This window comes from Hyunsoonleella sp. 2307UL5-6 (assembly GCF_047345485.1).
Classification (GTDB): domain Bacteria; phylum Bacteroidota; class Bacteroidia; order Flavobacteriales; family Flavobacteriaceae; genus Jejuia.
Map to the genome: position 1 here is coordinate 1 of NZ_JBLFEN010000012.1, position 12592 is coordinate 12592.

The following is a 12592-nucleotide window of genomic DNA, read 5'->3' on the forward strand; positions in this document are numbered from 1 at the left end:
CTCTTTTCCAAGCAATTGTCGGTGGAAAGTTTGCCAAGTCTCTGGTTAGCACTAAAAACAGTGTTTTTTGCTCATTATGCCCTTGGGGTTTGCGGTTGTTTTGCGCTATTCCGTAATTGCACTAAATACAGGCGCACTACTTAAAACCAACAATGTGTAAAAAAAATACTATTTTTGTGGCTTACATTGATAAAGTACTCGTTTGCTTGCTTACGATTTTCCTTCGGAAAATCGCTGCTCACAAACCCGTACTTTGTTTACACTAAAACGTTGCCAACCATTTAAAAGGAAGCTATAGACATATTAGATAATAAGGTAATGACTAATAAAGAAAATAAAGAATGAAATTAAAAACCGATTATTTAGGATATGACTGCACTATTTTCATTTATAACGGAATGGTTAGTAAAATACTGTGCGATTTAGAAAATAAGCCAAAGGGTAGTTTTCTGTCACAACCTGAAGGCTATTTGCTAATGCAACCAAAGGATAAAGCAGAGCTTAAATATTACAAATTACCACAAGAAAAAATTAAAGAAAAATACAAATACAATTATGAATTAGAATACGAAAACCAAGGAGGTAACATAAGCACTATTAATATTAGATTAAGTAAGTACGAATTAATGCTTTTAATCTTTCAAAAAATAATATTCTGGTTTAAAAAATTAGATAATTGGGGCAAGGCTTTAATTGCAATTATTGGAGCATTGATAATAGCTTTTCTGAAACACCTGTTGTTTCCAACATAAATATAATTATACAAGCGTAGAATAACCCTAAAAATAAAGATTTAAAGTTGTTTTCCCATTTATTATCAGAATGAAGGAAACCAAAAGTTAGAATAATTAAAGGGATAAACCATATAGGCGATAGCAATTCGGAAAGGGTGTACTCATGACCTTTTGGGTTTTTTTTATTATAATAATGGTCTGAATAAGGGCGTTTAACCCACCATGGAGACAAAATAAAATTTATGAATTTAACTAACATAAAACCGACTGACCTTACTCAAACGCAACTGTTACGTGCGACTGACAACCAAACCGAAATAAATATGACAACAGAATCAATAAAAGAACAAATTCAAGGAAAATGGAAAGAATTACAAACTGGCGTAACGTATTCTTTTGCTAAAAACCAACAAATATATCCATACCAATCATTTTTTTCAATAACATACACACAAAACGATTCTTTTTATTTTTCAGATGATAAAGAATATGTAGAGATAGTTGCTATATCAAAAAAAGTTATGGTTTGGAAAAAGAATGGACTTTATTTCTTATTTGAGAAATTATCGTAATTTGACTTGATAATTTTCAAAACCTTAAATTTGTCGTCTAACGGAATTATAGAAGAATTGAATAAATGCTTTATTAAAGAATTTGTGTTTTCTTGTTCAACTCCGACTAAGCTGTTTGACAAAATAAAAAACGGATTGGCAACACCGTGTATAAAAAATAAGGGTTTGGTGTCTTGTTAAAATTAATTTTTGTTTGCTCGTTTTTCGCTAATCTGAATGGAAGTTTTATACTTAACCCTTACTTTCCATACACATTAACGTTGTACAACATATCTAAAATGAACAAACTGCTAACATTTTCACTTCTGATTTTCTTATTTCTGTCTTGTAAAAATGACAAAAAATCTGAACTGGAATTTTATGTAGAAACTCAAACTTCATTTTTCGATTTGAGAAATGGAGACTGGATAAAAAACTCGTGGATTAGGAAACCTGTAAATTTAAAAATAATCCACGAATCATTTAAGAAGCTTGGTTACAACAGAATTGAAAAACTGATTTTAAAAAATAGTGATGAATTCCTAATTCAAGACATATACATAAAAAAGAATTTCGAGAATTTAATGGACAGTTTAGAACTGACCTACGAAAAGCCTGAAATCGAAACTAAATATTATACTGAATTCTGGAATCGCAGAAAAGCGGAGAAAAACGACTCAATCGTTTATGAAATAATCCGAGAATTTAATTATTATAAATCAGACAAAAAACAACTGAATTACGAAAATCAATTTGCAAATGATACTTTGATTGACTTATTGAATATTGAATTTGATTACGCCAATCTGAACATAGAAAAAGCTAAATCGGATTTTTATACATTAAAAAAATACGGATTTCATCAATCAGCTTATAACTTACTCTTTGAACGACGTAAATATTCTGAATTGGAATTAGACCGAGAAAAATTAAAAAAGGAATTAACAAAAGCAACGAAATTTACTTATCCTTGGTTAATAGATACGGAAAAGTAAGTACGTTGTACAACAATGTGTATAATTCATTGCTAGTTAGAGCCTACTTACGAAAGTCCTCGCGGACTTTCTATCTGTGATTTATTTGCTAAATTTAGTGCTTAAACACGCAACGAAATCATACACTAGACCGTTGAGTGTAATTTGAGCGAAAATCTACAAATTTGATTATTTTACCAAAAATTGGTATATTTGATTAAAATTAAAACGGAATGAAAAACACATCAATATCGCTCGGAAATTATTTTGACCAGTTTGTACAAACTCAGGTTTCTGCTGGACGTTACAAAAACGTAAGTGAAGTAATTAGAGCTGGACTTCGATTATTGGAAAATGAAGAAAGTAAAGTTATTGCGTTAAGAAATGCTATTCAAGAAGGAATAGATAGCGGAATTGCTCACGATTTCGACCCTAAAAAAAATCTTGAGGAATTAAAAGCTAAACGCAGACAAAATGGCTAAATACGAATTGACCAATAAGGCTGTAGCTGACTTAAATGGAATTTGGGAATATACAGTTGAAAATTGGTCTGAAAATCAAGCTGACAGATATTACGATATGCTTCTAGATATTTGCCAAGACATTGCTGACAATCCAGAACTTGGAAAAAATTATGACGGAATTAAATCTGACCTTTACGGACTAAAAGCAAATCGACACGTAATATTCTATCGCAAATCGCAAGTGAATCCAATCGAAATCACGAGAATTTTACACGAACGAATGGATTTGAAAAGGAGAATAACCGAGTAATAAAAACTACACCCAACAACGTATAAAAATAATTGCTATTTTGTGCTTAAGTAAAGGTAGTTGCATATTTGCTACATCTGAATTTCCTTCGGAAATTCCTCGCACGCAAACCCGCAACTATTCTTATACAAAACCGTTAGCAACAAGCTCAAAACTCAACGCTGGAATTTGAAATTATTAATCTACTTATTAGTCATTCTTACCTTATCATCTTGCAATGACAATCGGAATGAATCAGAATCTGAATATCGGAAATGTATAAATGACAAAACCTTTGATAGAGGAATTCTTTATCCGTTAGAAACGTCCGAATCTGATATTGCGAATTCGGTGAGTGTTTTTGATTCAATTCAAAAGTTCGAATATCACTTGCAAAAAACTGGACAATTAACGGAAATAAATAAAAATGGATATTTAAATTTAGTCGCTGACATTGAACAAGCTGAATATCTTAAAACAGAATTTGAGGAATTTAATTCAAGTCACTATTTCATTGAGAATAATTTGATGACACCTTTGTTCTTCGAAGAATTATTCTACGTCTGTACAATGAGCTCATTTAAAAACCAAATACATTATCAATTCATTCTCGATACAAAGGACAAGGTCCAATTGAATTCCTATGCGAATAAAGAAATATTGACTGAATTAATTGATAAGGTGGAATTTGACAGTGATACGCAAAGGTTAATAGTAATATATCTTATTTATAGCAATTTATATTGGAGATATGAAATGGAATAAAAGCCAGTTGCTAACAATGTGTATAATTCATTGCTAGTAAAGGCTTACTTACGAAAATTCCGCTGGAATTTTCTATTCGTGATTATTTGCTAACTTTAAGGCTTAAGCACGCAACGAAATCATACACTAGACCGTTGGCACCAATTTGAAAAATGACAGTAGAACAAAAAACATTATGGGATAAATTAGAAGAATTCCAATTGGATGATTTTGATTCTACATTCACTTTTACCGACAGATTATGTAGAGAAAACGGTTGGAAATACGAATATGCAATTCGGGTAATTAATGAATATAAAAAGTTCATTTTTTTAATCTGTATTTCTGACCATCCGTTAACACCTTCTGACCAAGTTGACCAAGTTTGGCATTTACATCTTTTATATACACGTTCGTATTGGACAGATTTTTGTAAAAATATTTTAGGTCGAGAAATCCATCACGGACCAACTAAAGGCGGAAAAAGTGAAAAAGATAAATTTGGAGATTGGTATTCTAAAACAAAAGAATTGTATTTGAAAACATTTAATAAAAATACGCCATTAGATATATGGCCATCTTCAAAAGTAAGATTTGGAGAACTAAACTTTAGGAGAGTTAACCTTCATAGAAATTGGATAGTTCCAAAAATTAGAAAAGTATGATTAAAGAACTAACTGATTTATCACCAGCAGAAATCTTGCTTATTGAAAACCCTCAAGTAAAAGTTGACAAACTTGCAAGAGTTACTTTCTTTGACTTAATATTAAAAGAAGTACTCAAAATAGAAACAAATGAAGAAGCGTCAAAAAAGGACAAGAAAAACCCAACAGTTAGTTTAGGGAAAGCATTTAACAGCTATCAACCATTAAAACACGAATCCATATTTCTGTCTGTATTCACAAAAGATAATGAACTAAAAGTAAAACTCTCAAATCTATTAAAAACCGCATTCGAAAAGATTAAAAATAGTGAAGACTATAAATTGAAATATATTTATTCTGACCACCGAATGAAACAATATTTTAAATCTAATTTTTTTCAAAGATTGTTAGGAGTAAAAGTCATTTCAGAAAACGGAATAAATGCCCAAAAAGAAATAAAAAGGGAACTAAAACGAATTAAAGCCAATACGACCAAAAAAGTTAAAGGTATAGAAGAAACACTACTTTCTCTTAATGGGAATATTGTTCTTATACCCAAAATACCAACCGAAATTTTTGAATTGATAGAAAAAAAGAAAGCTAATTTCAGAAAAGAGAACTCTGATTCTGTTTGGGTCGATTATGGTTATTCAGATTTATACTACCATAATACGACCAAAAATCAATTCGATTTAATGGCTATTAATGATTCTGATTTTATGCCAATAATTGAATCTGTTAACGGATTTGATGATTCATCAGGTGATAGCGGTTGTGGTTCAGATGGAGGTTGTGGTGGCTGTGGCGGATGCGGAGGTTGTGGTGGTTGCGGATAAAAAACTGGTGCCAACAACGTATATAGCTTATAGCTAGTTAGTTGCTAAATTCAAAGTTAAGGTTTATTTGCGAGTTCGCCACATTTTTAATTTATTATATTTACAAGAATTTAAAACATAGAAATTAAAAATATGGCTTGTGCTTAATCCGAAAATAATCGCTAATTTACACGCTACGAGCCATATACAAAACCGTTGTACACCATTTACGAAAACCATTGAGAAAACTGAAATCCATATTGATAATTCTATTTTTCACCTTGACAAATATTGTATTTAGTCAAGTTAGCGGAACGATATTAATGGATTCATTATCATTGCCTGGAGCTGAAATTAAATTTAAAGAGTCTGACAAAGGAGTAATGGCGGACTTTGACGGAAACTTTGTTTTGCCTTTAGAATCTGACATTAAAAATAACAGTTTGATTATCTCTTACGCTGGATTATCCATAGAAATGAAAAATATTGAATTCAGTAATGGAAAATTAGATATTGGGAAATTTGAAATACCGTATTTTAAAGATATTTCAATAACGGAATTTGAGCAACTTTCGGAATCGGAAAAAGAAAACTGTCTGCCAACTTATTGTTGGGGACAATTGTTAGGATATTTTTCAACCAACAAACTTGAAAAAGAATATCTGACTCTAAATTGTAAAGAAAAAATCACGGAATTTGAATTTAATCCGACAACTAAAACCGTAACTGTTGATTGGAATAAAATAAAAGAATGTGAATAAAAAACGGTGTACAACACCGTATAAAAAATAATTGCGGTTTAGTGCTTAATCAAAAGGTCGTTGCGTGTTTGTAACGTCTGATTTTCCTTCGGAAAATCCTCGCATACAAACCCGCAACTATTCTTATACATAAACGTTGTAAGTAATGCCGAAAAACCAGAAACCGAGTGAATAAAACGATATTTGAAATTACCAAAATGGACTGTCCTTCAGAGGAAAATCTAATCCGAATGAAATTGGACGGAATTTCAAGTATTGCGAATCTGGACTTTGATATTCCGAATCGAAAATTGACTGTTTTTCACAGCGGAGAAATTGACCAAATCGAAAAGTCAGTTATCGAACTGAATTTAGGCGGAAAAAAAATCTCAACGGAACAAACCGACCAAACGGAATTTAAAGAAAACGCAAACCAAAAAAAGCTACTTTGGTCTGTACTTGCAATCAATTTTGCTTTTTTCATTATCGAAATGACAACAGGAATTGTCTCAAAATCAATGGGACTTGTTGCAGACAGTTTGGATATGCTTGCCGACAGTTTCGTGTACGGAATTAGTTTGTTTGCGGTTGGAGGAACTATAGTTAAGAAAAAGCGGATTGCAAAACTTGCTGGATATTTTCAAATAACACTTGCGATTATTGGATTTGTGGAAGTTTTAAGAAGATTTTTTGGAGACGAGAAACTTCCCGATTTTTCGACAATGATTATCGTTTCGATTTTTGCACTTATCGCAAACGGAATTTGTCTTTACATTTTGCAAAAGTCAAAAAGCAAAGAAGAGGCTCATATGAAAGCGAGTATGATTTTTACATCAAATGACGTGATTATCAATTTAGGAGTAATAATTGCTGGAATTTTGGTAAATTGGTTAAGTTCGAGTAAACCTGATTTGATTATCGGAACAATAGTTTTTGTGTTGGTAATTCAAGGAGCATTTCGGATTTTGAAATTAAGTAAGTAAATGAAAAAAGCACTACTTACAACATTGTATATAAAAAATAGCGCAAGTCATTGCTAACACTAAGGTTTGGGCATATTTGGAAAGTCGCCAAATTTTTAAATTTGACGATTTCCAATAAAAAGATAAATAGTAAAATTTAAAAATTCGGCTTGTGTTCATCCGAAAATTTATCGCTTATTTTCAGCGCTACTTTTCATATACGGAGCCGTTGCCACCAATTATGAAACGAACTTTCTGCATTGCATTTTTCATATTGTTTTCAGCTAATTCTGTGATTTCTCAAACGGAATCAATAAAGGCGTTGGTAGAAAAAACGAATGAATTGAATCTTGATATGTGGGATTTAACAACTTATGCAGAGGAAAACCTAAAAGACAAAGAAGAATTAGCCAAATTTTTTTACTATTGGATTGGTTCAAATATCGAATATGACGAGGAAACATTGTCAAAGACAATAAACGGAGAATTAAGTAATGAGAAATTTTGGGAACTACAAAATGAATCTGTTGTATATGAGAATAGAAAAGGAGTCTGTGCTGGATATGCAAATTTATATAGATGGTTCTTGGATTGGGCTGATATAGAAACTGTCGTGATATCAGGACATATTCGAGATTTAAGAAATCATTATGTGGAACTGGAATCTGACGATAATTTCAGACACGCTTGGAACGCCATCAAAATAAATGACAAATGGATTTTAGTAGACACGACTTGGGGAACTTCAAAAGACCAAGAAACATCTGAATATTATTTTGATATAAAACCAGAATTCTCGATAATCACACACTATCCAGAAGAGAGTAAATGGCAACTTCTAAAAGTACCTCTGACTCTCGAGGAATTTAATAAGTCTCAATTTATAAAGCCAATATGGTTTATGATTGGATTTACTAAAGTTCCTAAACTAATGGCTGATAAAGAATTTTATTATTTCACATTTGAGGATTTACCGAATAACGAATGGTCAGTAAGTCTAAAAATAAGTACTGACAATCTGAATTTTGAACCAATAAACGATATAGAAGTAATCGACCAAGATGGAAGAACATATTTTCGATTTGGAAAAGCTCAAGTTCCTAAAACGGCTTATTTCAAAGTTAAAATTGCGAAATTCGAAAATGATGAAGACGGTTACTTTAAAACTGAACACAAAGATGTCATAAACTTTAAAATATAAAATAACTGGTGGCAACAATGTGTATAATTCATTGCTAGTTATAGCCTACTTACGAAAGTCCTCGCGGACTTTCTATCTGTGATTTATTTGCTAACTTTAGTGCTTAAACACGCAACGAAATCATACACTAGACCGTTGCCAGTAATTTGAAATGAAACAAACTTTAGTCATTTTTTTAGCCATTATATTAAACTCTTGTCTTTCGGACACGAAACAAACTGACTATGAGTATTATGAATTTATATCGCAAAAGTCATTAGATGGTAAATACGAAATCTATAAATATTGTCGGACAGGAATGATGGCATTTAGTAGTGATATTTGTGGATTACAAATGCAAAAAGCAGGAACAGAATTTAAAGAAAATTGTGGGATTAGAATTAATGGTCATTTAATCAAATGGATATCAAAAGACACACTCGAAGTTACAAGATTGGAATTAGGACACAGACCAAAAGATACAATCGCAAGAATAACTTATCAGAAAGCATACGATTTGACTTTGAAAGTTTTGAACTATAATGGAAATTCTGGCGGAAATTTAAGAGAACTATATTTTGACGGATTGAAAATAGAGAACGAAAAAATGATTTTCACGAACATTCAAGTAAAAAAAGATAAACCCTACAAAACTGCAATGACTGTGAATTTGGGAGATTTACAAATTGAAAACAAAAATGACACAATTACTAAATTTATTTTTGAGGATTTAGCACTTTCAATGAATGGAACATACAAGCATTCAGAGGATAGTACAGAAATCAATTTACCAAGAATAAGAAGAGTAACTACTTATTTTCATCCAACAGAAATAATAAAAATATCTGAACTGAGTAATTTGAACGGAATTTATATAAACAAAAAAACTACTGGCAACAATGGCTATAAGTAATTGCTTGTTCTCGCCTTCTTCTGAAAATCCTCGCGGATTTTCAGTTTGGTGTGTACTTGCAAAGTTAATCACTAACCCACGCAACTACTCATAGCCGAAGCCGTTGTACACAAGCTACCAGCCGCATATTTTAGCACTTCTGGTTTTTGCCAACGCTCGATTCCAACGCTCTAAAAACCAAAAGAGCTAAAATTTCCCAACACACCAGAACGAATATAATAATCTGAATTAAAACTTGAGAATCCAAAATATTTTTATAAATTTGGACAATATTTGTCTAAAATAATTTTGACCAATGAAAACTTTAGGAGACACTTTGAAATGTGCAAGAGAGGAAAAAGATTTAATTCTACGAAAAGTTGCGGCTGAAGTAGATATTGATCAATCTTTAATTAGCAAGTTTGAGAAAAACGAAAGAAAGCCGACTAAGGAACAAATCGTAAGACTTGCTAAATTTTATGAACTTTCGGAAAGTGAACTTATCATAAATTGGTTTTCAGAAAAAATTGCAGAAGAATTAAAATACACAGAATCGACTTCTGAAATTCTGAAAGTTGCAGAAGAAAAAATTAACTATTATAAGACTCAAGAAAATGGAAAATAAGAAAATGAAAGTTGCTGAATTGTTTGCAGGAGTTGGAGGTTTTCGTCTTGGACTTGAAAAAAGCAATTATGAAATTGTTTGGAGTAATCAATGGGAACCATCAACTAAAATGCAACACGCATCAAAAGTTTATGAAGAACGTTTTGGAAAAGAAAATCACTCAAACGAAGATATAAATGAAGTTGTAACGAGAAATGTAGAGGAAATTCCAGATCACGATTTGTTAGTTGGCGGATTTCCTTGTCAAGATTATTCAGTTGCAACTACTTTACAAAATTCTAAAGGTTTAAAAGGTAAAAAAGGTGTTCTTTGGTGGTCAATTCATCAAATTTTAGAAAAGAAAAAAAACAAACCTAAATACTTGTTTTTAGAAAATGTTGATCGTCTTTTAAAATCGCCAGCAAAACAAAGAGGACGAGATTTTGCAGTAATGTTGCAAAGTTTAAATGACTTGGGTTATGCTGTAGAATGGCGAGTAATAAATGCAGCAGAATATGGAATGCCACAAAGAAGAAGAAGAGTTTTCTTTATTGGTTATCACAAATCCACAGAAATTTACAAAAGACTTCAAAAGTCTAAAAAAATAAATTGGTTAACAGAAGAAGGAACTATTGCAAACGCTTTCCCTGTTGCTAAAACAGATTCAATTCAAGAAGTTGAATTAAAAGGAGATTTAGTCGAAATAACAAACGACTTCAATAAAAACGGAAAATTATCACCTTTTCAAAATACAGGTTTACTTATAAGAGGTAAAGTTTATACAACCAAAACAGTCCCAAATTATGACGGAGAAAGAACTGTTTTAGGAGATATTTTACAAAATGGAGAAGTAACTTCTGAATTTTTCATAGATGAAAAAGACAAAGACAAATGGGAATATTTGAAAGGTGCTAAAACAATAGAAAGAAAATCGCCAGATGGTTTCGTTTATAAATATTCAGAAGGCGGAATGATTTATCCAGACGCTTTAGATAATGCATCAAGAACTATTATAACTGGCGAAGGTGGGAAATCAGCTTCAAGATTTAAACACGTAATTGTTTCCGATCGAGGTTTACGAAGATTAACACCAATTGAATTGGAAAGGTTAAATATGTTTCCAGATAACCACACCAAACTTGAAGGAATTACAGATACAAAACGTGCATTTTTTATGGGAAATGCTTTAGTTGTTGGAGTAATTGAAAAAATTGGAGAGGAACTTTATAAACAAATAAATCAATTTGAGTATGTATAATGTAAATTCAGCAGACTCAATTATTGATTTTGCTAAATTATTAAAAGACCAAACTTTAAGACAAGCTTGTGGTGTTGAAATTGAGAAACACGGTTATAAAGGAAAAGGGAATTTTGGTCAAATATTAGAGAAGTTTTATTTTGGTTACGAGCCAAATTCAGATGCAGAACCTGATTTTGCAGAAGTTGGAATGGAACTTAAGTCAAGTCCTTTAAAAACTCTAAAAAACGGAGAATTCCGTTCTAAAGAAAGACTTGTTTTAAATATTATAAATTATTTAGAAGTTCACAAAGAGGACTTTGAAACGAGTACATTTTTGAAGAAAAATGCACACTTACTTTTGGTTTTCTATTTGCACGACAGAGATTTAAATTTACTTGATTATATAATTAAACTAGTTGACGATTGGAAATATCCAAACGAAGATTTAAAAATCATTAAACAAGATTGGGAATTTATCAATCAAAAAATAAAAGACGGAAAAGCACACGAATTATCGGAAGGAGATACGTTTTATCTTGGTGCTTGTACAAAAGGCTCAACCGCTCTAAAATCATTCAGAGACCAACCATTTAATGAAGAACAAGCAAAACAACGAGCGTATTCTTTAAAACAAGGCTATGTAAATCACATAATTGCAAATATTGCACAAGAAGAAACTGCCATTTATGGTAAGATAATTGAACGTCCAGAGATTTTAGATAAAGTTCAATCTTTAGAAGAAATAGTAATTTTAAAGTTTCATCCGTTTTATGGAAAATCCGCAGAACAAATTGAACAAGAATTAGGTTTAGACTTAAATCAAAAAGCTAAAAGTTATTTTGCAAATCTTACAAATATAATTCTTGGACTTAAACTTGGTCAAAAAATAGAGGAATTTGAAAAAGCAGATATTCAAGTAAAAACTATTCGACTTAAAGAAAACAATTTACCAAAAGAAGACATTTCATTTCCGACATTTGAATATCAAGAACTTATTGAAACAGATTGGGAAGATTCAGGCTTTAAGAACATTTTGGAAAGTAAGTTTTTCTTTGTGTTCTATCAATTTGAGGGAGAAAATTTAATTTTAAGAAAAGTGAAATTTTGGAATATGCAATATTCAGACATTCTTGAGGCAAAAAATGTTTGGGAAGAAATGGTTAAAACAGTTTCTAAAGGAGAAATAGTAAAAGAAGTAACTGAAAAAGGTGTTAGAAAAACATTTTTCCCAAAAAAAACGGAAAACAGAATAAGTCACGTTAGACCACACGCAAGAAATAAAGAAGATACGTATGAATTACCAATTGCGGACAAATTAACTGGACTGACTGAATATACAAAACATTGTTTTTGGTTAAATGCAAGTTATGTAAAAGACGAAATATATCTGAAATAAGCCAACGCTAAAAGCCATACACATTTGCAATTCGCTACAGCCAACGCTAAAAGCCAAAAATTGCAAAAGAGTATGTCTTTGCCAACGCTAGCAAGTTTGCGGAAAGAAAAAGCCTGTGTACAACACCGTATATAATTTATTGCTAGTAAAAGCTTACTTACGAAAATCCGCGAGGATTTTCTAGTTGGTTTTGTATTTGCTAAATTTAGTGCTTAAAATACGCAACAAACCATATACAACAACGTTGTAGTGCATTTAACCAAACCAATGAACAAAACTTTTATTACATTATTATTAGTTCTATTTACAATTAGTTGTAAAGAAAAAAAAGTAGCAAAAGAAAGAACGTTATTAGACTATTTT

14 protein-coding genes are annotated in these 12592 nt (G+C 31.3%); all 14 read left to right on the plus strand.

What is annotated here, in order from left to right:
* Positions 1–341 precede the first annotated feature (341 nt).
* The 14 genes from ACKGJY_RS15125 to ACKGJY_RS15190 all read left to right on the plus strand — a co-directional run bounded on the left by ACKGJY_RS15125 (position 342) and on the right by ACKGJY_RS15190 (position 12229).
* Positions 342–752, plus strand: a complete 411-nt coding sequence (locus ACKGJY_RS15125) for a hypothetical protein (RefSeq protein WP_413974742.1) — start codon at positions 342–344, stop codon at positions 750–752.
* A 305-nt stretch (positions 753–1057) separates the two neighbouring features.
* Positions 1058–1306 (plus strand): hypothetical protein, encoded by a 249-nt coding sequence (locus ACKGJY_RS15130; protein ID WP_413974743.1) that lies wholly within the window; start codon positions 1058–1060, stop codon positions 1304–1306.
* A gap of 278 nt (positions 1307–1584) precedes the next feature.
* Positions 1585–2280 carry a hypothetical protein gene (locus tag ACKGJY_RS15135; RefSeq protein WP_413974744.1) on the plus strand — a complete coding sequence of 232 codons (696 nt, stop codon included), beginning with the start codon at positions 1585–1587 and terminating at the stop codon, positions 2278–2280.
* 212 nt (positions 2281–2492) lie between these two features.
* Positions 2493–2741 carry a type II toxin-antitoxin system ParD family antitoxin gene (locus tag ACKGJY_RS15140; protein WP_143381536.1) on the plus strand — a complete coding sequence of 83 codons (249 nt, stop codon included), beginning with the start codon at positions 2493–2495 and terminating at the stop codon, positions 2739–2741.
* Positions 2734–3033 carry a type II toxin-antitoxin system RelE/ParE family toxin gene (locus ACKGJY_RS15145; RefSeq protein ID WP_413974745.1) on the plus strand — a complete coding sequence of 100 codons (300 nt, stop codon included), beginning with the start codon at positions 2734–2736 and terminating at the stop codon, positions 3031–3033. The genes ACKGJY_RS15140 and ACKGJY_RS15145 overlap by 8 nt, the downstream gene beginning before the upstream one ends.
* A gap of 896 nt (positions 3034–3929) precedes the next feature.
* Positions 3930–4421, plus strand: a complete 492-nt coding sequence (locus ACKGJY_RS15150; RefSeq protein WP_413974746.1) for a glycine-rich domain-containing protein — start codon at positions 3930–3932, stop codon at positions 4419–4421.
* Entirely contained in the window at positions 4418–5236 is an 819-nt protein-coding gene (locus tag ACKGJY_RS15155; protein ID WP_413974747.1) for a hypothetical protein, read from the plus strand. The genes ACKGJY_RS15150 and ACKGJY_RS15155 overlap by 4 nt, the downstream gene beginning before the upstream one ends.
* A gap of 302 nt (positions 5237–5538) precedes the next feature.
* Positions 5539–5976, plus strand: a complete 438-nt coding sequence (locus tag ACKGJY_RS15160; protein WP_413974748.1) for a hypothetical protein — start codon at positions 5539–5541, stop codon at positions 5974–5976.
* A 167-nt stretch (positions 5977–6143) separates the two neighbouring features.
* Positions 6144–6938, plus strand: coding sequence for a cation transporter (locus ACKGJY_RS15165; RefSeq protein WP_413974749.1), 795 nt, complete (start codon positions 6144–6146; stop codon positions 6936–6938).
* Between the two features lie 220 nt (positions 6939–7158).
* A complete protein-coding gene (locus tag ACKGJY_RS15170) occupies positions 7159–8118 on the plus strand; it encodes a transglutaminase domain-containing protein (protein WP_413974750.1) in 960 nt (319 codons plus the stop codon).
* Positions 8119–8269: 151 nt separating this feature from the next.
* The gene (locus ACKGJY_RS15175) at positions 8270–9010 is read left to right on the plus strand and encodes a hypothetical protein (protein ID WP_413974751.1); all 741 of its coding nucleotides are present in this window, start codon (positions 8270–8272) and stop codon (positions 9008–9010) included.
* Positions 9011–9305: 295 nt separating this feature from the next.
* Entirely contained in the window at positions 9306–9614 is a 309-nt protein-coding gene (locus ACKGJY_RS15180) for a helix-turn-helix domain-containing protein (protein WP_158838332.1), read from the plus strand.
* Positions 9604–10851, plus strand: coding sequence for a DNA cytosine methyltransferase (locus ACKGJY_RS15185; protein WP_413974752.1), 1248 nt, complete (start codon positions 9604–9606; stop codon positions 10849–10851). Before ACKGJY_RS15180 ends, ACKGJY_RS15185 begins: the two co-directional genes overlap by 11 nt.
* A complete protein-coding gene (locus tag ACKGJY_RS15190; RefSeq protein WP_413974753.1) occupies positions 10844–12229 on the plus strand; it encodes a Sau3AI family type II restriction endonuclease in 1386 nt (461 codons plus the stop codon). Before ACKGJY_RS15185 ends, ACKGJY_RS15190 begins: the two co-directional genes overlap by 8 nt.
* Positions 12230–12592: the final 363 nt, after the last annotated feature.